This window comes from Achromobacter xylosoxidans A8, assembly GCF_000165835.1.
Lineage (GTDB): Bacteria > Pseudomonadota > Gammaproteobacteria > Burkholderiales > Burkholderiaceae_B > Achromobacter > Achromobacter xylosoxidans_B.
Window position 1 is genome coordinate 6255125 of the sequence record NC_014640.1, and the last position, 19127, is coordinate 6274251.

Here is a 19127-nt window from a genome sequence, read left to right on the forward strand (position 1 = left end):
GTCAAAAATGGGTGAGGCTCAAGCCGAGCGGGCGACTTCGTTCCGATTATCTTGCTGCTGCGCCTCCTGGCAGGAAACCATCGCAGCCAAACCCTGTTTCAGGTCGGCGATCAGGTCTTCCGGGTCTTCCAGCCCCACATGCATGCGTACAGCCTTGCCCTTGTGAGGCCAGCGATCGCCGTGGTGCTTACCCGGACTGAACGGTATGGCCAGGCTCTCATATCCACCCCAGGACACGCCGATTCCGAAATGATGCAGCGTATCGACAAAGGCGGTCACTGATTCGTCATCGCTTGCGCGCAGGACCACTGTGAATAGGCCGCTCGCCCCTTTGAAATCACGCTTCCAGATGGCGTGACCCGGATGCGACGGCAGCGCTGGATGCACCACGGCCTCGACCTCGGCCTGCTGCTCCAGCCATTGGGCCACGCGGATTCCCGACGCCATATGCTTTTGCAGCCGCACGCCCAAGGTGCGCAGCCCGCGCAGCGCCAGAAAGATATCGTCGGGACTGGCCGTCTGGCCCATTTCCTGCGTCGTCTCCTTGACCTTGGGCCAGGTGGCCTGGTTGCAGGTCACCACGCCTAGCATGGCATCCGAATGGCCCACGATGTACTTGGTCGCGGCGTGGATGGACACATCGACGCCATGCTCGAAGGCCTTGAAGAACAAGGGCGTGGCCCAGGTATTGTCCATGACGACGAAGGCGCCGTGCGCATGCGCGACTGCCGCGATGGCAGGAATGTCCTGGATTTCGAGTGTTTCGGAACCCGGTGATTCGACAAATACGACACGCGTATTGGGCCGCATGAGCGATTCAATGCTCTTGCCGCAAGCAGGGTCGTAGACCTGTACGTCGACCCCGAAACGGCTAAGCACGCGATCGAGGAAAGAGCGGGTCGGGGAATAGGCGCTATACGACACCAGGATATGGTCACCGGCCTTGAGCAATGCGGTGAGCGCCGTGGCAATGGCCGCCAGGCCCGAGGGAAAGACCAAGGAGCGGTGGCCGCCTTCCAGGGCGGCCATGGCCTCCTCGAACGCGTGGGTAGTGGCGGTTCCATAGCGGCCATAGGTGGTGGCGCCCGGCTCTTGCGCGGCGCGAGCGCGCTTCATGCCTTCCCATTCCGCCATGCTCCCCGCGAGTATCGTCGATGCCCTGCAGATGGGGGTATTCACCAGGCCACCAAAACGTTCCGGATGCCGGCCTGCGCTGACGAGTTGAGTGCTTTCCCTCATGAACTTCAATCTCCGTGGATGCACGGCCAGCGCTTCCACGGGAAGTCGGTGACCACTGATGACGTGATCAAGTCTATGAGGATAGTGGGTGAAAACTCTTCGATTTTTTACCCCTTTCGGAGGCAAAAAGAGAAAAATAATCACCGCCGAATCCTGACAATCTGACGCGGGCGGGCCGGCTATGCCGGGTCAGGCCCGGCACGGATGAAAGGCCTCAGCTTCGGACAGCGGAGCGCGTGCGTTTCGGCCTGCTTGCGTTGAGGGAGCTCCACCGGCCCGCGCGCTCTTCGATGGTGGTGGGAAAAATCTCCAGGCAAAGCTTGTGCAGCGTACGGACAAACGGATTCGATTTCAGGAACATGGCTTCGCCGAAATAGATGGGAATCCTCGGCGCGTTGGGAAGCGCGATGCAGTTCAGGCGCCGATCCGACTCGTCGATGCACCAGGTGGGCAGCAATGCGAAGCCCAGCCCTTCATCGACGCAACGCTTGACGCTCATGCTGGTCGAGGTAGACACCGCGACCTTGGGCTGCTCGTTGCCGACCGACAAATAGTCCAGTGCAATATTGCGGAGCATCTGGCCGGGTTCATATGTCACCAGCGGCCGCCCAAGCGCCCATTCCGGAACCGCCTTTTCATCGGCTGGCGCGGGCCAGTTCGACGGGAACGCCAGCGCCGGTTGATAGTGGCAGATAACGCGTTGCGGAATCACGGTATCGCCAAAATAGCGCTCGCTCAAACAGACATCCAGCGAGCCGTTGCGTATCAGTTCCGGCAGCGAGACGTCCTTTTCGTAGCCAACAATCTCGACGTTGGGATACATCCGCCGAAACTTCGTCAGCACCGGCGGCAGCAGGTAGTAGAAGATCGCGTGCGGCATCCCGATACGGATGACTGGCCGCTCCTTATCGATCAGGCTGCCCAGGCGCGTCAGCATGACATCGAATTCCGGCGCCAGCAGCCGGTAAAGGCTGGTGCCGCGCGGCGTGAGCTTGATCGACTTGGCGCCGCGCCCAGCGATCACCAGCTTCTCGCCGACGCGCTGCTCGAGGCGCCGGATGTGATTGGCCACCGACTGGTAGGTGATGTTCAGCCGGCGCGCCGCGGCGGAATAGGTCCCCTCCTGTGCGACGAGGAAAAAAGTCTGCGTGAGAGTAAGGTCCACCTCTTGCATCGCGCCTCCGGCTTGCCGGCTCAAATATAAAATTTCTTGTAGGTTTGGCTCGATGAATTGTATCGCCCCGAGGTGAGACCGCCTATAACATCGACCTCAGGTTTGGCCTCCGAACCGCGCAGCAGCACCGGCATCCTGGATATGTTCGCCGCGCAAAAGGGAGGGTAAGTTGAGTGAGCCATGGACAAGAAAGATCGGTGCATCCTCGCGTTGCTTCAGACAGATGCGCGCCTCTCGAACAATGAAATCGCGGAACAGGTCCACCTGTCACCGACCGCGTGCTGGAAGCGGATTCAGCACTTGCAGGCGTCCGGCCTGATTCGCCGCCAGGTTTGCCTGCTGGACAACAACAAGGCGGGGCTGGGCGTGACGGTGTTCGTCTCGATAAAGACGAATCGCCATGACCTCAATTGGCTTGAAAAATTCTCGCTCGGCGTCAAGGATATGCCCGAGGTCATGGAGTTCTATCGGATGACCGGCGACACCGACTACCTTCTCAAGGTGGTGGTGCCCGATATCGCGGGGTTCGACTTCGTCTACAAGAAGCTCATCCAGGTCGCTGAACTGTTTGACGTCAGTTCGAGTTTTGCCATGGAGGAACTCAAGTACACCACGGCGTTGCCGCTAGACCATCTTTGATTCGCAAGCGCGGCAAGCCCCTGCCCTAGGGATTGGCATCCCAAAGCGACGGGTTGGATGTGGGGCGTAATTGGAGCGGGTGATGGGAATCGAACCCACGCTTGAGGCTTGGGAAGCCGCCGTTCTACCATTGAACTACACCCGCTCGGGTGTCGTGCCCTCGGCGCAAAGCCGAAGCAGAGGCGGCGATTATAGCGCGCCTTTTCTCGTGGCCGGATGCCTGCCGCCGCCGTACTCCGACGGGCCTCGGCCTACGCGGATTAAATATGTCCCCAATTTAGTGCATCTGGGCGACAGCGGCGCGCCGGACCTGCCACTACAATCCGGGCTATGAATACGAACACCCCCGAAAACAACCCTGCGACCGCCCCGGCCCCGGCTGCCGCAAGCACCCCCGCGACGCCTGGCGGCGAGGCCGCGCAGGCCGCCGTTTCCCCGGAAACCCAGGCGGCGCTGGCCAGTACCGCGCACGCCCCCAACAGCCCCGGCGCGACCCATATCCGCAGCTTCGTGCATCGCCGCGGCCACATCACCCAGGGCCAGTTGGCCGCGCTCGAGCGCCTGATGGGCCAATGGTCCATCCCCTATGCGCCGCGCCGCCTGGATCCCGCCGCCGCTTTCGGCCGGCAGGCGCCGACGGTGCTGGAGATCGGCTTCGGCATGGGCGAAACCACCGAGAAAATCGCGCTGGCGCGTCCGGACGACAACTTCCTGGGCGTGGAGGTTTTCAACGCCGGCGTCGGCTCGCTGCTGCGCCGCATTGAAGACTCCAGCATCCCGAACCTGCGCATCATCCAGCACGACGCAGTGGAAGTGGTGCGCGACATGATCGCCCCCGATTCGCTGGCCGGCGTGCACATCTATTTTCCGGATCCGTGGCCCAAGAAGCGCCATCACAAGCGCCGCCTGATCCAGCCCGCGTTCATTTCGCTGCTTGCCAGCCGCATCGCGCCGGGCGGCTACATCCATTGCGCCACCGACTGGGAAGACTACGCGGTGCAGATGCTGGAAGTGCTGGGCAACGAGCCGCAGCTTGCCAATACCGCGGACGGCTACGCGCCGCGCCCTGATTACCGCCCTCTCACCAAATTCGAGAACCGCGGCCTGCGCCTGGGCCACGGCGTCTGGGACCTTATCTTCAAGCGAGTCGCCTGATGCTATACCCGCCCATCGAACCCTACCGCCAAGGCACCCTGGACACTGGCGACGGCCACCAGATCTATTGGGAACTCTGCGGCAATCCTCAGGGCAAGCCCGCCGTGTTCCTGCATGGCGGACCCGGCAGCGGCTGCTCGCCCGTGCATCGCCAGCTGTTCGATCCGCAGCGCTATAACGTGCTGCTGTTCGATCAACGCGGCTGCGGCCGTTCGCAGCCCCACGCCAGCCTGGAGAACAACACGACCTGGGATCTGGTGTCCGACATCGAGCGCCTGCGCTCCGAGGTCATGGGCGCGGAAAAATGGCTGGTGTTCGGCGGGTCCTGGGGGTCGACGCTGGCGCTGGCCTATGCGGAAACGCACGTGTCCCACGTCAGCGAGCTGGTGCTGCGCGGCATCTTCAGCCTGCGCCGCTCGGAGATCCACTGGTTCTATCAGGAAGGCGCGTCGTGGCTGTTCCCCGACCGCTGGGAAGAGTACCTGGCGCCGATTCCGGAAGATGAACGCGGCGATCTGGTGGCGGCGTATCACAAGCGCCTGACGGGCGACGATCCGGCCGAGCAATTGCGCGCGGCCAAGGCCTGGAGCAAATGGGAAGACAGCACCATCACGCTGCTGCCCAGCCCGCGCCATCAGCAAAGCCATGCCGCCGACCGCGCCGCGCTGGCTTTCGCCCGCATCGAGAACCACTACTTCGTGAATCGCGGCTTCATGGAAGAAGGCCAATTGCTTCGCGACGCGCATAAGCTGCGCGGTATACCCGGCACCATCGTGCAGGGCCGCTACGACGTCTGCACGCCGGCGCGCACCGCCTGGGATCTGCACCGCGCCTGGCCCGAGGCCGAATTCCACCTGGTCCCGGACGCGGGCCATGCGTTTGACGAACCCGGCACGTTGGCGCGGCTGATCGCGGCCACCGACGGCTATGCGCGATAACTGAGGAGACCTGCATGCACATCACCCTGAACGGAGACGCACGGGAGTTCCCGCTGGACACGACCGTGAACGAACTGCTGGAGGCCCTGGGCTATGCCGGCAAGCGCGTGGCGGTGGAACGCAACGGCGAAATCGTGCCCAAGAGCCAACATGAGCAGACCGCGTTGACGGACGGCGACCAGATCGAGATCGTCGTGGCCGTGGGCGGCGGCTGACGCCAGCGCCGCACTGAAAAGCTGTACAGACAAGGGCCGCTGCGATAGCGGCCCTTGTCGCATGAAGCCGCGCGCCGGATGCGGTTTAGACCCGCCGCGGTGCGTTCCCTGCAAACTGACCAGCATTCTTGCGTAGTCTGCCAACAGGCTAGCAACCTGTTACACGTTAACCCCTCGTCGCGCGGGGAATGTGCGAGTCATAATCGTTCCTGCTGGTTTCGTACTCTTGTCTTGCAGTTGTTCTAGCGTTGCACATCGCCCTCATGGGCAGAGGAGGCATCATGAACACCGCAGTCATCATCAACCTGATCATCCAGCTTGTCGCCGGCGCTGCCGGGGGCAATGGCTTGGGAAAGATGCTCCAGCAGTTCAATCTGGGTCCATTGGGCAACACCATCGCGGGCGCCATCGGCGGCCTGGCGGGCGGTTCCTGGCTAGCCCCGATGATCACCGCGGGAGCCGACGCGGTTGCAGCGAGCAATACGGGACTGGATCTTTCCGCGATCGCCAGCAGCGTGGTCGGCGGCGGCGTGGGTGGCGCCGTGCTGACCTTGATCGCCGGCATCGTGCGCAAAATGTTCATGGGCCAAAAGCCCTGAAGGCACTGGTTTTCTCACCGCAACATAGATAAAGGAAACACTATGGGTCTGCTCAATTTCATCAAGGACGTTGGAGAAAAGCTCTTCGGCGCCAGCGAGGCCAAGGCCGCGACGGCGGACGAATTGAAGAAAGAGCTGGATAAGCACGGCCTGAATGCCGACGGCTTGCAGATCTCGGTCGATGGCGACAAGGTCACGGTGGCGGGCGAGGCCCTCAGCACGGAAGCGGCAGAGAAGATCACTCTGGCGCTGGGCAACACCGTGGGCGTGGCCCAGGTGGACAACCAACTGAAGGTGAAACAGGCCGCGCCGGAAGCCAAGATGTACACGGTGCAGAAGGGCGACAACCTGTGGAAGATTGCCGAAGCGCAGTATGGCAAGGGCCAGGGCGCCAAGAACAACCTGATCTTCGAAGCCAACAAGCCCATGCTGACCAGCCCCGACAAGATCTACCCGGGCCAGGTGCTGCGCATCCCGCCCCTGTCCTGATCACTGACGGAAATCGGACAAGCTGGAAAGCACCCATGCGCTTTCCGGCTTGCATCGCGGCAGGCGCCCCCTGCTAGCCGCGATTACTTGGCCAGACGCAATGTCTGGCCATTTTTTTGTCTTTTCCCGCCGGGCCGCCCCGGGGAAAAAGCGCCCCCTTGGGGGGCAGCAAGCGAGCGAAGCGAGTGCGGCGGGGGGCACAGCAAGCGCACGCCGTGCGCGCGCCGTGGGGCATCACTTCATCAAGCGGCCCATTCCCTTCATGCCGCCCATGGCGCGCATCATCTTGGCCATGCCGCCCTTCTTCATTTGCTTCATCATGCCCTGCATCTGCTCGAACTGCGCCAGCAGGCGGTTGACCTCTTGCACCGGCACGCCGGAACCGGCCGCGATGCGGCGCTTGCGCGAGGCCTTGATGAGTTCAGGCTTGGCGCGTTCGGCCGCCGTCATGGAATTCAGGATGCCTTCGGTGCGGCGCAGCTGTTTTTCAGCTTGCCCGCCCTGCAGCTGGCCTGCGGCCTGCTGGAACTGCGCGGGCAGCTTTTCCAGCAGCGAGCCCATGTCGCCCAGCTTCTTCACCTGGCCGAGCTGGTCGCGGAAGTCGTTCAGGTCGAACTTGTTGCCCGACTTGATCTTCGCGGCCAGCTTCTGGGCTTCGGCGATGTCGATGTTCTTCTGCGCTTGCTCGACCAGCGAGACGATGTCGCCCATGCCCAGCACGCGCTGCGCCATGCGCTCGGGGTAGAACGGCTCCAGGCCGTCCAGCTTTTCCGAGACGCCGACGAACTTCAGGGGCTTGCCGGTGACGTGGCGCACCGACAGGGCCGCGCCGCCGCGGGCGTCGCCGTCCAGCTTGGTCAGCACCACGCCGGTCAGCGGCAGCGCTTCGGCGAAGGCGCGCGCGGTGTTGACCGCGTCCTGGCCCTGCATGGCGTCGACCACGAACAGCGTTTCAACCGGCTTGACCAGGTCGTGCAACGCGCGGATCTCGCGCATCATGGCCTCGTCGATGCCCAGGCGGCCGGCCGTGTCCAGGATCAGCACGTCATAGTGATGGCGGCGCGCGTGGTCCACCGCGTTGCGGGCGATGTCCTCGGGCTTCTGGCTGGGGTCGGACGGCAGGAAGTCCACGCCCACCTGCGCCGCCACGCTCTTCAACTGGTCGATAGCGGCCGGGCGATACACGTCGGCGGACACCACCAGCACTTTCTTCTTGCCGGTCTTGCGGCCGTGCTGGGTGTGCTGGCCTTCGGAGAGCCAGCGCGCCAGCTTGCCGGTGGTGGTGGTCTTGCCGGCGCCCTGCAGGCCTGCCATCAGGATGACGGCAGGCGGCTGCACGGCCAGCGACAGTTCGCCGGAGTCGGCGCCCAGGTCGCCGCCCATGAGGGACGTCAGTTCCTTGTGGACCACGCCCACCAGGGCCTGGCCGGGGCTGAGGCTGCTGGCGACTTCTTCGCCCAGCGCCTTTTCCTTCACCCGCGCGACGAACTCGCGCACGACGGGCAACGCCACGTCGGCTTCCAGCAGCGCCATGCGCACTTCGCGCAGCATCTCCTGGGTGTTGGCCTCGGTCAGGCGGGCTTCCCCTCGCAGCGTCTTGACGACGCGCGACAGGCGTTGAGTTAGGTTATCGAGCATGAGAGGCGTTTCCGCTTAAACTAGTTGATTGAACGGTGGCCGCAGGCGCGGATTCTGCGCTTTCGGGCGGCATGCGCCCCAAGGCCCCATCCAGACAACGGTTTCTATGTCACTAGGCATTGTATTTCACACGGCGGCTGCCTTGGCGTACGCAGTGCTGGGAGGGTCGCTTTGGATCCGCCTGGCCCGCGGCGGCGGCGTGGAACAGACCGGCAAGATCGCCCGCCTGTGCCTGCTGGGAGCCCTGGTTCTGCATGGAATCGGGCTGCAACAATCGATGTTGGGAGCCCAGCATCTGTTCATAGGCTGGGCGCTGGCCCTGTCCGCGGCCATCTGGCTGGGCATGGTCGTGTTCTGGCTGGAAAGCCTGCTGGTGCGCATAGACGGCCTGCAATTGCTGCTGCTGCCCGCCGCCACCCTTGCCAGCGGCCTGGCCGCGCTCTTCCCGCAGGGGCAGTTCGTGCCCCATGCCAATGACGCCTGGCTGCGCGTCCACCTGCTGATCGCGCTGGCGGCCTACGGCCTGATCACCATCGCCGCGCTGCACGCCATGATGATGGCGCTGCTGGACCGCCACCTGCATCGCCCGCTGGAAGCTCCCGCCGAACGCAGCATCGTCGGCCGAGTGCTGGATTCCCAGCCGCCGCTGCTAGTGCAGGAACAGCTGCTGTTCCGCATCATCTGGATCGGCTTCGTCGTACTGACGCTGGCCGTGGGCACCGGTTCGGTGGCTTCCATGAAGCTGACGGGCAAGATCCTGCCGTTCGACCACAAGACCGTCTTCACCCTGCTGTCCTGGCTGACCTTCGGCGTGCTGCTGGCCGGACGCCACATCTGGGGCTGGCGCGGCCGTGTCGCCCTGCGCTGGACGCTGACGGGTTTCGGGTTCCTGATTCTGGCCTATACCGGCAGCCGGTTCGTGCTGGAAATGATTTTGCATCGAGGTTGAAGTGGGCAAGTTGCTGTTCTGGATTGTTCTGATCATCCTGGTGCTGTTCGTGGCCCGCCTGGCCGGACGCATGGCGGCTGCGCGCCAGGCCGGCGCGCAGGACGCCAAAAAGGCCAAGACTGGCGCGGGCGGACCCAAACCGCTGGAATCCATGGTGCGCTGCGCCCACTGTGGCATTCATCTGCCCCGCTCCGAGGCCTTGCAGCAGAACGGCCAGACCTGGTGCAGCGCGGAACACGCGCGCCTGGGCCCCGCCAGGCACTGAGCCCCCCGATTAGAGGCTAGCCGCCCCGCACGGCATAATGCGTGTTGGAAACCACACGCATGCTCTCTTCCCATGGCCTTGCTTCTGGATCGTCATGGCTGGCTGGCGCCGGCCCCGGGCGTTTCGCTCATGCCCTCCCCCAACCGCGACGCGCGCCCCGCCGGCGCGCAGGTGTCGCTGCTGGTGCTGCACAACATCAGCCTGCCGCCCGGGCAATTCGGCGGTCCTGAAGTTGCCGGGCTGTTCCTGAATACGCTGGACTACGGGTCGCATCCCTGGCTGGAACGGCTGCGCGGCCTGCGCGTGTCGGCGCATTTCTTCATCCGCCGCGACGGCAGCATCATCCAGTTCGTCGCCACCGACGAGCGCGCCTGGCACGCAGGCGTTTCGCGCCATGCGGGCCGCGAGCGCTGCAACGACTTCTCCATCGGCATAGAGCTTGAAGGCACGGATACCCTGCCCTATGCCGAACCGCAGTACCTGGCGCTGCGCAAGCTGACGCCGGCGCTGCGCGCGCGCTATCCTCTTGCCGCCGCCTGGGGCCACGAGCACATCGCGCCGGGGCGCAAGACCGACCCCGGGCCCGCTTTCAACTGGACGCGCTTTGCGCGCGACAGCGGCTTTGCACGGCGGCAGCTGCCGCCCGTCTGACACTACAAGGAATGGTTATGTTGAAGATCTGGGGACGCCTGACTTCCGTCAACGTTCAGAAAGTCATGCTGGCGGTGCGCGAACTGGCCCTGCCGCATTCCTTCACGCAGGCCGGCGGCCCGTTCGGCGCGGTCGACACGCCCGAGTTCGCCAAGCTGAATCCCAACCGGACGGTGCCCGTCATCGACGACGGCGGCTTCGTGCTGTGGGAATCGAACGCTATCGTGCGTTACCTGGCTGCGCGCTACGGCGCGGGCAGCCTGTGGCCGGAAGACGCGTGCATGCGCGCGGACGCCGACCGCTGGATGGACTGGCAAGCCACCGAATGGCAGGGCGTCATGGGTCCGGCCTTCCTGGGCCTGATCCGCACGCCCGAGGCCAAGCGCGACCAGGCCGCGATTGAAAACTCGGTCAAGCGTTCCAATGCGCGCGCCCTGATCCTGGACCAGGCCCTGCAAGGCCGCGAGTTCATCGCCGGGCGCCACTTGACCATGGGCGACATCGCCCTGGTCTGCTCCGCCCACCGCTGGCTGGCATTGCCGATCGAGCGCCCCGACACGCCAGCGCTATCGGCCTGGTATCGCCGCGTCATGATGCGTCCGGCCCCGCAGGGCGTGCTGACGCTGCCGCTGGAATAAGGCGCGGGGCCGCGGCCTCAGCCGCGGTCCACCTTCCACCCCAGTTCCGCTGAAATCCCCGCCGCCGCGCCCTGCACGACGGCGACCATGTCGCGCATGCGCTCCAGCGACATGTAGGGCACCGTGCTCGATACGCTGATGGCGGCGACGATGCCGCTGGAGGCGTCGCGCACCGGCGCCGCCACGCAGCGGATCGACGGTTCGTTGTCTTCGAGGTCGAAGGCATAGCCGTTGGCGGCATAGTCACGCATGCGGTCGCGGAAGATCTCCCAGGTCTGGCTGCCGCCGGGCGCGCGTGACGACACCGGCGCGCCGACGCGGTATAGCGCCTTCCATTGCGGCTCTTCGGTATCCAGCAGCAGCGCCTTGCCCACGCCGGTGGCGGCCAGCGGCATGCGGTGCCCCACGCGCGAGCGCATTTCCAGCCCCTTCTTGCCGGGGATCTTTTCCAGGTACAGGACCTCGTCGTTGTCGCGCACGGCGAGATGGATGGTGTCGCCCGTCTGTTCCGCCAGGCCGTCCAGGTAGGGACGCGCCAGCGTCGCCATGGGGAAGGCCTCGCGCGCCTGGAAGCCCAGTTCGATCAGCTTGGGTCCCAGCACATAACCCACGCCAGGCAAGGACCGCAGATAGCGCTCCTGCACCAGGCAGCTGGCCAAGCGGTGCGTGGTGCTGCGCGCCACGCCGATGCGAGCGCAGATTTCCTTCAGGTCGCGCGCGCCGGTGGCCACCGCCTGCACCACTGCCAAACCGCGCATCAGCGTCTGCGTGCCTGCGGGCGCCGCGGCATCGGGATCCAAGGTGGGCGTGCGGTCGGGAGTCTGCAAGGTGGTCATGAAAACGGGGTTGGCGACAAAGAGAACGAGTGCAAGCATAACCGCCAAGATCGCGGCCGGATGCCGGGAAAAGGCGCGCTTTCCGGGCGGTGCCCCAGAAAGGGCGCAGGATGGCGAAGCGACTATCACCAGCCATTATTCCCTGTATGTGGGATTTAATTCTATATTTTGAGATTTTTCAAGCACTGATCTAGAATTTTTCCCATCGCCCGCCGCGCGCTGCAAGCGTCCTGCGGGCATCAGACAACAAGGTCCGCAGACCCCTGCTCCGCGCCAGCCCCACCGCGCGTCCGCAGCCGGATTTGCGGCCGGAAACGAGACAGCTTCTGATGACTACCGGATCTCCCGCCCGCGCGGCGCTCATCGCGCTGGATTGGGGTACTTCCTCGCTGCGCGCCTACCGGCTGGATGCCGCCGGCCGCACGCTGGACACGCGCCACCTGCCCTGGGGCATCATGCGCCTGCCGCAGCCGCTGCAGGACGGCGCCGCCACCACCGCCCTGTCGGGCTTCGAACTGGCCTTTGAGCAGGCTTGCGGCGACTGGCTGCGCGCCGAGCCCAATCTGCCGGTGATCGCCTGCGGCATGGTCGGCAGCGCCCAGGGCTGGAAGGAAGCCGCCTACCTGGACGTGCCCGTCGACCTGCAGCGCATCGGCACGCTGCTGACCAAGGTCGAACGCGAGGCTGGCCCTTCCCTGCATATCGTGCCCGGCCTGATCCAGCGCCATGGCCTGCCCAACGTGATACGCGGCGAAGAGACCCAGGTCGTCGGCGTGATGGCGGACCAGGCGACCCGCAGCGCCGACAGCGTCCTGATCGGCCTGCCCGGCACGCATTCGAAGTGGGTCAGCGCCCGCCGCGGCCGAGTCACGCACTTCGACACCTTCATGACCGGCGAGGTCTATGCCGCTCTGCGCGGCCACACCATCCTGGGCCGGACCATGGCCGACGCCGCCAGCGCCGACATGGCCGCCTTCGAGCGCGGCCTGAAAGTGGCTGGCGCACCCGCCGGCCGCGCCGGCGTGCTGTCCACCATCTTCAGCACGCGCGCGCTCGGCCTGACCGGCGAGCTGGCGCCAGAGTCGCAAGCCGACTATCTGTCGGGCCTGCTCATCGGCCATGAAATTGCCGCGCTGGCCGACATGCTGCAACAGCAGGGCGAACTGCCCCGCATCGTGCTTTGCGGCGATCCCGCGCTGTGCCGCCGCTACATCCAGGCCATGCAGCATTACGGCCTGGGCACGCCCGAGCAGGCGCAGAACGCCACCGAGCGCGGCCTCTGGCACCTGGCCGTCTGCGCCGGGCTGATCGCCTCGCCCTCCAAGGAATAGGAACCCGACATGAACCACCCCGGTCTGCAAACCGCCATGGCCCACTGCGGCCTGATCGCCATCCTGCGCGGCATTACGCCGGCCGAGGCCGAAGCCATAGGGCTGGAACTCTATGCCGCGGGCTTCCGCCTGATCGAAGTGCCGCTGAATTCGCCCGACCCGCTGGACAGCATCCGCGCCATGCGCGCGGCGCTCCCCACCGACTGCCTGATCGGCGCCGGCACCGTGCTGGATCCCGAGGACTGCGCCCGCGTCCAGCAGGCGGGCGGCGAACTGATCGTCATGCCGCACAGCGACGCCGCCGTGATCCGCGCGGCCAAAGCGCTAGGCATGGCCTCCTGCCCCGGCGTGGCCACGCCCACCGAAGCCTACGCGGCCCTGGCGGCAGGCGCCGACGTGCTGAAGATGTTCCCGGCCGAGCAGCTCGGCCCCGCCGTGCTGAAAGCCTGGCGCGCCGTGCTGCGCCCGCCGATCGCGCTGGCGCCCGTGGGCGGCATCACGCCCGACAACATCGCCATTTACGCCCAGGCGGGCGCCAGCGGCTTCGGCCTGGGCTCCGCCTTGTACAAACCCGGCCTGTCGGCCGCCGCAGTCGGCCAGAACGCGCGCGCATTCATCGCGGCCTGGCAACGCGCCTATCCCGCCCAGGAGACCCAAGCATGAAGATCACCAAGCTCACCACCTACATCGTGCCGCCGCGGTGGTGCTTCCTGAAGATTGAAACGGACGAGGGCATCGTCGGCTGGGGCGAGCCCGTCGTCGAAGGCCGCGCGCATTCGGTCGCCGCCGCAGTCGAGGAACTGTCCGACTACCTGATCGGCAAAGACCCCCGCAACATCGAAGACCACTGGACCGTGCTGTACCGCGGCGGCTTCTACCGCGGCGGCGCCATCCACATGAGCGCGCTGGCCGGCATCGACCAGGCCTTGTGGGACATCAAGGGCAAGCACCTGGGCGTGCCCGTATCGCAGCTGCTGGGCGGCAACGTGCGCGACCGCATCCGCGTGTATTCGTGGATCGGCGGCGACCGCCCCGCCGACACCGCCGCGGCCGCCAAGAGCGCCGTGGAGCGCGGCTTCACCGCCGTGAAGATGAACGGCACCGAAGAACTGCAGTACATCGATTCCTTCGACAAGGTCGAGAAGTGCCTGGAGAACGTCGCCGCCGTGCGCGACGCGGTCGGCCCCAACGTCGGCATAGGCGTGGACTTCCACGGCCGCGTGCACAAGCCCATGGCCAAGGTGCTGATGAAGGAGCTGGATCCGTTCAAGCTCATGTTCATCGAAGAGCCGGTGCTGAGCGAACACTACGAAGCGCTGAAGGAACTGGCGCCGCTGACCTCCACCCCGATCGCGCTGGGCGAACGCCTGTTCTCGCGCTGGGACTTCAAGCGCGTGCTGTCCGAAGGCTATGTGGACATCATCCAACCCGATCCCTCGCACGCCGGCGGCATCACCGAAACCCGCAAGATCGCGGCCATGGCCGAAGCCTACGACGTGGCGCTGGCCCTGCACTGCCCGCTGGGCCCGATCGCGCTGGCCACCTGCCTGCAGATCGACGCCGGTTGCTACAACGCCTTCATCCAGGAACAGAGCCTGGGCATCCACTACAACGCCGCCAACGACCTGCTGGACTACGTCAGCAATCGCGAAGTCTTCGCCTACGAAGACGGCATGGTCGCGATTCCGCAAGGCCCCGGCCTGGGCATCGAGGTCAACGAGGAATACGTGAAGGAACGCGCCGCCGTGGGCCACCGCTGGCGCAACCCGGTCTGGCGCCACGCCGACGGCAGCTTCGCCGAATGGTAAGCCGTCCGCCATCCGCCGATAGATAAAGAGAAAGAGGAGACAGCCCTTGTCCACAGCCACCCACACCGGCCTGCAAAGCGCCCAGCGCCCCACGCGCAGCCGGTACCTCATCATGGTGATGCTGTTCATCACCGTCGTCATCAACTACCTGGACCGCAGCAACCTGTCCATCGCCGCGCCGGCGCTGAAGGACGAGTTCGGCCTGGACACCGTGCATGAAGGTCTGATCCTGTCGGCCTTCGGCTGGACCTACGCCGCCATGCAGATCCCCGGCGGCTGGCTGGTGGACCGCGTGTCGCCGCGCGTGCTGTACGCGGCCGCGCTGATCCTGTGGTCGGCGGCCACGTTCTTCATGGGCTTTGCCGGCAGCTTCGTGATCCTGTTCGTGCTGCGCCTGGCCGTGGGCGCGCTGGAAGCGCCGGCCTATCCGATCAACAACCGCGTCGTCACCACTTGGTTCCCGGAACGCGAACGCGCCACCGCCATCGGCTTCTATACCTCGGGCCAGTTCGTGGGCCTGGCGTTCCTGACGCCGGTGCTGGCGTGGCTGCAGCATCACTACGGCTGGCACATGGTGTTCGTCAGCACCGGGCTGCTGGGCATCGTGTGGGGCGTGCTGTGGTTCATGATCTACCGCGAGCCGCGCCAGTTCAAGGGCGCCAACGCAGCGGAAATCGAGCTGATCCAGCAAGGCGGCGGAGTGGTCGACCTGGACCGCAGCGTCAAGGAAAAGAAGGCCCCCTTCAACTGGAACGACCTGGGCCTGGTCATGAGCAAGCGCAAGCTGTGGGGCGTGTACCTGGGCCAGTTCTGCCTGACCTCCACGCTGTGGTTCTTCCTGACCTGGTTCCCCACCTACCTGGTGAAGTACCGCGGGATGGACTTCATCAAGTCCGGCTTCCTGGCGTCGGTGCCGTTCCTGGCGGCCTTCGTCGGCGTGCTGTGCTCGGGCGTGCTGTCCGACTTTCTGATCCGCCGCGGCGCCACCATCGGCCTGGCGCGCAAGCTGCCCATCATCCTGGGACTCTTGATCTCCACCTCGATGATCGGCGCGAACTTCACCGATTCCACGCCCTGGGTGATCTTCTTCCTGGCGGTGGCTTTCTTCGGCAACGGGCTGGCGTCCATCACTTGGTCGCTGGTGTCGACGCTGGCGCCCGTACGCCTGTTGGGACTGACGGGCGGCGTGTTCAACTTCGTCGGCAATCTGTCGTCGATCTGCACGCCCATCGTGATCGGCTTCCTGGTGACCAAGGACAGCTTCGCGCCGGCCATCGTGTATGTGTCGTCGCTGGCCTTGCTGGGCGCGCTGTCGTACATCCTGCTGGTGGGAAAGGTGGAGCGGATCGAGGCTTGATCGTTCCGGTTTCCCGGCATGGAAAAAGGGCGCCTGCATGCACAGGCGCCCTTTTTTACTTGGCGTCCATCGCCGCCTCAGCAGCCTTGCACGGCCAGCTTCCGCTGGCGCTGGTTGCTGGCGCGCTGCCACAGCACCAGGCCCAGGCCGGCCGCGGCGATCAGGGCGCCGACCACGGGCACCGCGGCATAGCCCATGCCCGCCGAGATCACGCCCCCGCCAGCCGCCGCGCCCACCGCGTTGCCCAGGTTGAAGGCGCCCACGTTCACCGACGAGGCCAGGCCCGGCGCGTCGGTGGCGGCGCGCATGACACGCATCTGCAGCGGCGGCACCACGGCGAACGTGCCGAAGCCGAAGATCAGCAGTGCAATGGCGGCGCCGACCGGCGTGGCCGCCAGCCACGGGAACGCCAGCAGATCCGCGATGATCAGCACCAGGAAAGCGATCAGGCTGCCGTCCAGCGAACGGTCGGCGAAGCGCCCGCCCACCGTATTGCCGATGGTGAAACCGACGCCGATCAGCACCAGCATCGCCGTGACGAAGTTGGGCGAGGCGCCCGTCAGTTCGGCCAGGGTCGGCGCCACATAGGTGTAGAGCGTGAACATCGCGCCCGCGCCCAGCACCGTGGTCAGCAAGGCCACCAGCACCACCGGGCTTTTCAGCACGGCCAGCTCGCGGCGGATGTCGGGACGGCGTCCGGCCTCGCCCGCCGGCAACGCGAACCACAGCGACAACATCGCGATCAGGCCCAGTACCGAGGTCGCGGCGAATGACATGCGCCAGCCGATGACCTGCCCGAGCCAGGTAGCCGCCGGCACCCCGCCCACGTTGGCGATGGTCAACCCCAGGAACATGGTAGCGACGGCGCTGGCCTGCTTGTGGCGCGGCACCACGCTGGCGGCCACCAGCGAACCCAGACCGAAGAACGCGCCGTGGTTCAGGCTGGTGACCAGGCGCGCCAGCAGCAGGGTCGTGTAGTTGGGCGACAGCGCGGACAGCACATTGCCCACCGTGAAGATCGCCATCAACATCAGCAGCGCGTTGCGGCGCGACCAGCGCGACAGGGCCAGCGTCATCAGCGGCGCGCCTACCATCACGCCGATGGCGTAGGCGCTGATCAACATGCCGGCGCTGGGGATGGACACGTCCACCCCTTCGGCGATGACGGGCAACAGGCCCATGGGAGAAAACTCGGTCACGCCGATGCCGAAGGCACCGACGGCGAGCGCCAACAATGGCAGGCCGGCCTTTACCGGCTGGGAGTCCTGGGGATGCATGTGGTTTCCTTGGGTTCGATTGCGCCGACCGGGGCGTTTCGGGAGCGGGCCGGCGCGGATGGCCGGGGCGCGGGAAAGGCCCGATCGGAAGGCAGGCGCCCAGTATGCCGCTGCGATCCTTGCGGAAAAAGACGGGAAACAGCGAAACACTTTTGACTTGGAGTCATGAATTCCGGACGCCAGCTGGCTGGGCGCCCCAGGAACGCTAGGCCAGTCCCAACAGCCTTTCCGTCTCGCGCGCCAAGGCGACCAGCCGCGGGCCGATGTCGGCCGCGCGTTCGCGGTAAGGACCGTCGCCCGCCGGCACGCCGCAATTGAAGACATACAGCAGCGACTGGTAAGGCCGCCCCAGCGGCGCGGCAAAGCCGTAGGCGTCCGGACGCCACTCCAGGTTGTTGCCGCAATAGCCCTTGCGTTCCAGATCGCGGCGCGCGGCCGCCAGATTGGGGACGTGGGTCTCGTAGTGGCGTGCATCCGCCACGCGCAGCTGGTTCAGCACGGCAGCCCGCTCTTCGTCCGAAACTCGCGCCAGCCACGCCTTGCCGGCGGCGCTGGACAGCAAGGGCAGCGAAGCGCCGATGTCCGGCCGGGTTTGCAAGGCCTCGTTGGACCTCGCCGTTTCCACGTACACCATCTGCAAGCGGTCGCGCACCACCAGGGACACGGCGCCCCGCGCATGGTCGGCCAACTGCTTCATCAACGGCCGCGCCAACTGCCGGATCTGCATGCTGGCCAGCAGCGGATAGCTCAGCGCCAGCACCGAGGCGCCCAGCCGGTAGCGCGCCGGGTCGCCCTCGCGTTGCAAAAAACCCAGTTCGACCAGCGTGTGGGTCAGCCGCGCCACGGCGCTACGCGACAGGCCGGTCTGCTGCGCGAAGTCCTTGTTGGCCAGCACCGGCCGGTCAGCCCGGAAGCAGGCCAGGATATCGATGCCGCGCGCCAGCGTGGTGGTGAATTCGCGGTCCTGGTCACTCGTCATGCTGACGCTCCAGCATTTTTTCGACGCGCGCCACCAGCGTCAGCAGGCGCGGCGCGATACGCCCGCGCAGGTCGCCCGGGCGCAGCCGCGTGACGGGCACGCCGCAGTTGAACACCAGCGCCTGGCCATCGACGCGCGTGCGCATGGGTACCGCCACCGCGTGCACGTCCGAGTGCCAATCGCCCTGCCCCACGCAATAGCCGTACTCGGCGTAGTCGCGCCGCGCCTGCTCCCAGTCCGGCGCGTGGCGGCGCCACACGGCCGGGTCCTGGCGCCGCAGCGCCGCCAGCACGGGTTCGGCCTCGTCGTCCGGCGCGTGCGCCAGCCAGGCGCGCCCCATGGCCGAGGGCAGCAGCGGCAGCAAGGCGCCGATATCCGGGCGGAAGGACACGGCGTCATGGCCGCGGCAGGTTTCCACATACACCATGTTCAAACCGTGATGCATGCCCAACGAGGCCGAGCCGCCAGCCGCATCGGCCAGCCGCTTCATCAGCGGACGCGCCAGTTGCCGGACCTTGATACTGGCCAGAAGCGGATAGCTCAGCGACAGCACCGCGGTACCCAGCCGGTAGCGGCGCAGGCCCGCGTCGTAGCGCAGCAGGCCGCGCTGCATCAGGGTGGTGGTCAGCCGTGAAATCGTGGCCTTGGACAGGCCGGTTCGGTCCGCCAGTTCGCGGTTGCTGAGCGCGGGTTCGCCGTGCCGGAAGGCCTGCAGCACCGACAAGCCGTGCGCCAGCGTGGTGGCGAAGGCGGGGTCGGCATGGCGCTCGCCCGGGCTGGTGGTCATGGTCGCGATCCTGATCCCGGGACGCGCGGAATGCGCGGCCCGTTCCTGAGAATCATAGAGCAGCGGTCGCCCCACCAGCACGCGTCACGTTCAAGATATCGAAACATTTGTCTCAAATCCCGCAGCCTTTTGCTAGCCTGGATTCAACACGGCGCGGCACCCA

The 19127-nt window shown here is 65.9% G+C and carries 21 protein-coding genes and 1 tRNA gene; 14 read left to right on the forward strand and 8 right to left on the reverse strand.

Annotation, left to right across the window (positions count from 1 at the left end; translation table 11 throughout):
* Positions 1–18 precede the first annotated feature (18 nt).
* Together metC and AXYL_RS28770 are read right to left on the reverse strand one after the other, a co-directional pair.
* On the reverse strand, positions 19–1239 hold the full coding sequence (metC, locus tag AXYL_RS28765; RefSeq protein WP_013396407.1) for a cystathionine beta-lyase: 1221 nt from the start codon (positions 1237–1239) through the stop codon (positions 19–21).
* A 214-nt stretch (positions 1240–1453) separates the two neighbouring features.
* The gene (locus AXYL_RS28770; protein WP_013396408.1) at positions 1454–2413 is read right to left on the reverse strand and encodes a LysR family transcriptional regulator; all 960 of its coding nucleotides are present in this window, start codon (positions 2411–2413) and stop codon (positions 1454–1456) included.
* Positions 2414–2593: 180 nt separating this feature from the next.
* Between AXYL_RS28770 and AXYL_RS28775 the strand changes: the two genes are divergently transcribed.
* Positions 2594–3052, forward strand: coding sequence for an Lrp/AsnC family transcriptional regulator (locus AXYL_RS28775; protein WP_013396409.1), 459 nt, complete (start codon positions 2594–2596; stop codon positions 3050–3052).
* Positions 3053–3123: 71 nt separating this feature from the next.
* On the opposite strand, the gene AXYL_RS28780 is transcribed toward AXYL_RS28775, so the two are convergent.
* Positions 3124–3197: transfer RNA gene (locus AXYL_RS28780), tRNA-Gly, on the reverse strand.
* Between the two features lie 185 nt (positions 3198–3382).
* On the opposite strand from AXYL_RS28780, the gene trmB reads away from it, so the two are divergent.
* The 5 genes from trmB (at position 3383) to lysM (ending at position 6448) form a co-directional block, all read left to right on the forward strand.
* Complete coding sequence (gene trmB / locus AXYL_RS28785; RefSeq protein WP_013396410.1) at positions 3383–4207, forward strand: tRNA (guanosine(46)-N7)-methyltransferase TrmB; 825 nt, start codon at positions 3383–3385, stop codon at positions 4205–4207.
* Entirely contained in the window at positions 4207–5145 is a 939-nt protein-coding gene (pip, locus tag AXYL_RS28790) for a prolyl aminopeptidase (protein ID WP_013396411.1), read from the forward strand. The genes trmB and pip overlap by 1 nt, the downstream gene beginning before the upstream one ends.
* Positions 5146–5159: 14 nt before the next feature.
* A complete protein-coding gene (gene thiS, locus AXYL_RS28795; protein WP_013396412.1) occupies positions 5160–5360 on the forward strand; it encodes a sulfur carrier protein ThiS in 201 nt (66 codons plus the stop codon).
* A 281-nt stretch (positions 5361–5641) separates the two neighbouring features.
* Positions 5642–5959 carry a hypothetical protein gene (locus tag AXYL_RS28800; protein ID WP_013396413.1) on the forward strand — a complete coding sequence of 106 codons (318 nt, stop codon included), beginning with the start codon at positions 5642–5644 and terminating at the stop codon, positions 5957–5959.
* 42 nt (positions 5960–6001) lie between these two features.
* Entirely contained in the window at positions 6002–6448 is a 447-nt protein-coding gene (gene lysM, locus AXYL_RS28805) for a peptidoglycan-binding protein LysM (protein ID WP_013396414.1), read from the forward strand.
* 234 nt (positions 6449–6682) lie between these two features.
* Here the strand turns inward: lysM and ffh are convergent, their stop codons facing one another.
* The gene (gene ffh, locus AXYL_RS28810) at positions 6683–8086 is read right to left on the reverse strand and encodes a signal recognition particle protein (RefSeq protein WP_013396415.1); all 1404 of its coding nucleotides are present in this window, start codon (positions 8084–8086) and stop codon (positions 6683–6685) included.
* 106 nt (positions 8087–8192) lie between these two features.
* On the opposite strand from ffh, the gene AXYL_RS28815 reads away from it, so the two are divergent.
* The 4 genes from AXYL_RS28815 to AXYL_RS28830 all read left to right on the forward strand — a co-directional run bounded on the left by AXYL_RS28815 (position 8193) and on the right by AXYL_RS28830 (position 10589).
* Positions 8193–9035 carry an inner membrane protein YpjD gene (locus tag AXYL_RS28815; protein WP_013396416.1) on the forward strand — a complete coding sequence of 281 codons (843 nt, stop codon included), beginning with the start codon at positions 8193–8195 and terminating at the stop codon, positions 9033–9035.
* A 1-nt stretch (position 9036) separates the two neighbouring features.
* Positions 9037–9300 carry a PP0621 family protein gene (locus AXYL_RS35110; RefSeq protein ID WP_013396417.1) on the forward strand — a complete coding sequence of 88 codons (264 nt, stop codon included), beginning with the start codon at positions 9037–9039 and terminating at the stop codon, positions 9298–9300.
* A 72-nt stretch (positions 9301–9372) separates the two neighbouring features.
* The gene (gene ampD / locus AXYL_RS28825) at positions 9373–9951 is read left to right on the forward strand and encodes a 1,6-anhydro-N-acetylmuramyl-L-alanine amidase AmpD (protein ID WP_013396418.1); all 579 of its coding nucleotides are present in this window, start codon (positions 9373–9375) and stop codon (positions 9949–9951) included.
* A 17-nt stretch (positions 9952–9968) separates the two neighbouring features.
* Positions 9969–10589, forward strand: a complete 621-nt coding sequence (locus AXYL_RS28830; protein ID WP_013396419.1) for a glutathione S-transferase family protein — start codon at positions 9969–9971, stop codon at positions 10587–10589.
* A gap of 17 nt (positions 10590–10606) precedes the next feature.
* On the opposite strand, the gene AXYL_RS28835 is transcribed toward AXYL_RS28830, so the two are convergent.
* Positions 10607–11425 (reverse strand): IclR family transcriptional regulator, encoded by an 819-nt coding sequence (locus tag AXYL_RS28835; RefSeq protein WP_049797872.1) that lies wholly within the window; start codon positions 11423–11425, stop codon positions 10607–10609.
* Between the two features lie 329 nt (positions 11426–11754).
* Between AXYL_RS28835 and AXYL_RS28840 the strand changes: the two genes are divergently transcribed.
* The 4 genes from AXYL_RS28840 to AXYL_RS28855 are packed head-to-tail and all read left to right on the forward strand — an operon-like array spanning position 11755 to position 15921.
* Positions 11755–12756 carry a 2-dehydro-3-deoxygalactonokinase gene (locus AXYL_RS28840; RefSeq protein WP_013396421.1) on the forward strand — a complete coding sequence of 334 codons (1002 nt, stop codon included), beginning with the start codon at positions 11755–11757 and terminating at the stop codon, positions 12754–12756.
* A 9-nt stretch (positions 12757–12765) separates the two neighbouring features.
* Positions 12766–13419 (forward strand): 2-dehydro-3-deoxy-6-phosphogalactonate aldolase, encoded by a 654-nt coding sequence (locus AXYL_RS28845; RefSeq protein ID WP_013396422.1) that lies wholly within the window; start codon positions 12766–12768, stop codon positions 13417–13419.
* Positions 13416–14564 (forward strand): galactonate dehydratase, encoded by a 1149-nt coding sequence (dgoD, locus tag AXYL_RS28850; protein ID WP_013396423.1) that lies wholly within the window; start codon positions 13416–13418, stop codon positions 14562–14564. Before AXYL_RS28845 ends, dgoD begins: the two co-directional genes overlap by 4 nt.
* A gap of 46 nt (positions 14565–14610) precedes the next feature.
* Positions 14611–15921, forward strand: a complete 1311-nt coding sequence (locus tag AXYL_RS28855; protein WP_013396424.1) for an MFS transporter — start codon at positions 14611–14613, stop codon at positions 15919–15921.
* A gap of 77 nt (positions 15922–15998) precedes the next feature.
* On the opposite strand, the gene AXYL_RS28860 is transcribed toward AXYL_RS28855, so the two are convergent.
* From AXYL_RS28860 to AXYL_RS28870, 3 genes are all read right to left on the reverse strand, one after another.
* Complete coding sequence (locus AXYL_RS28860) at positions 15999–17198, reverse strand: MFS transporter (RefSeq protein WP_013396425.1); 1200 nt, start codon at positions 17196–17198, stop codon at positions 15999–16001.
* A gap of 205 nt (positions 17199–17403) precedes the next feature.
* A complete protein-coding gene (locus AXYL_RS28865) occupies positions 17404–18177 on the reverse strand; it encodes an IclR family transcriptional regulator (RefSeq protein ID WP_013396426.1) in 774 nt (257 codons plus the stop codon).
* Positions 18167–18964 carry an IclR family transcriptional regulator gene (locus AXYL_RS28870; RefSeq protein ID WP_013396427.1) on the reverse strand — a complete coding sequence of 266 codons (798 nt, stop codon included), beginning with the start codon at positions 18962–18964 and terminating at the stop codon, positions 18167–18169. The genes AXYL_RS28865 and AXYL_RS28870 overlap by 11 nt, the downstream gene beginning before the upstream one ends.
* Positions 18965–19127: the final 163 nt, after the last annotated feature.

Bases quoted from the DNA above. Each gene is read 5' to 3' on its own strand.
- metC (WP_013396407.1), bottom strand. From the start codon at position 1,239: ATGAGGGAAAGCACTCAACTCGTCAGCGCAGGCCGGCATCCGGAACGT.
- AXYL_RS28770 (WP_013396408.1), bottom strand. From the start codon at position 2,413: ATGCAAGAGGTGGACCTTACTCTCACGCAGACTTTTTTCCTCGTCGCA.
- AXYL_RS28775 (WP_013396409.1), top strand. From the start codon at position 2,594: ATGGACAAGAAAGATCGGTGCATCCTCGCGTTGCTTCAGACAGATGCG.
- trmB (WP_013396410.1), top strand. From the start codon at position 3,383: ATGAATACGAACACCCCCGAAAACAACCCTGCGACCGCCCCGGCCCCG.
- pip (WP_013396411.1), top strand. From the start codon at position 4,207: ATGCTATACCCGCCCATCGAACCCTACCGCCAAGGCACCCTGGACACT.
- thiS (WP_013396412.1), top strand. From the start codon at position 5,160: ATGCACATCACCCTGAACGGAGACGCACGGGAGTTCCCGCTGGACACG.
- AXYL_RS28800 (WP_013396413.1), top strand. From the start codon at position 5,642: ATGAACACCGCAGTCATCATCAACCTGATCATCCAGCTTGTCGCCGGC.
- lysM (WP_013396414.1), top strand. From the start codon at position 6,002: ATGGGTCTGCTCAATTTCATCAAGGACGTTGGAGAAAAGCTCTTCGGC.
- ffh (WP_013396415.1), bottom strand. From the start codon at position 8,086: ATGCTCGATAACCTAACTCAACGCCTGTCGCGCGTCGTCAAGACGCTG.
- AXYL_RS28815 (WP_013396416.1), top strand. From the start codon at position 8,193: ATGTCACTAGGCATTGTATTTCACACGGCGGCTGCCTTGGCGTACGCA.
- ampD (WP_013396418.1), top strand. From the start codon at position 9,373: ATGGCCTTGCTTCTGGATCGTCATGGCTGGCTGGCGCCGGCCCCGGGC.
- AXYL_RS28830 (WP_013396419.1), top strand. From the start codon at position 9,969: ATGTTGAAGATCTGGGGACGCCTGACTTCCGTCAACGTTCAGAAAGTC.
- AXYL_RS28835 (WP_049797872.1), bottom strand. From the start codon at position 11,425: ATGACCACCTTGCAGACTCCCGACCGCACGCCCACCTTGGATCCCGAT.
- AXYL_RS28840 (WP_013396421.1), top strand. From the start codon at position 11,755: ATGACTACCGGATCTCCCGCCCGCGCGGCGCTCATCGCGCTGGATTGG.
- AXYL_RS28845 (WP_013396422.1), top strand. From the start codon at position 12,766: ATGAACCACCCCGGTCTGCAAACCGCCATGGCCCACTGCGGCCTGATC.
- dgoD (WP_013396423.1), top strand. From the start codon at position 13,416: ATGAAGATCACCAAGCTCACCACCTACATCGTGCCGCCGCGGTGGTGC.
- AXYL_RS28860 (WP_013396425.1), bottom strand. From the start codon at position 17,198: ATGCATCCCCAGGACTCCCAGCCGGTAAAGGCCGGCCTGCCATTGTTG.
- AXYL_RS28865 (WP_013396426.1), bottom strand. From the start codon at position 18,177: ATGACGAGTGACCAGGACCGCGAATTCACCACCACGCTGGCGCGCGGC.
- AXYL_RS28870 (WP_013396427.1), bottom strand. From the start codon at position 18,964: ATGACCACCAGCCCGGGCGAGCGCCATGCCGACCCCGCCTTCGCCACC.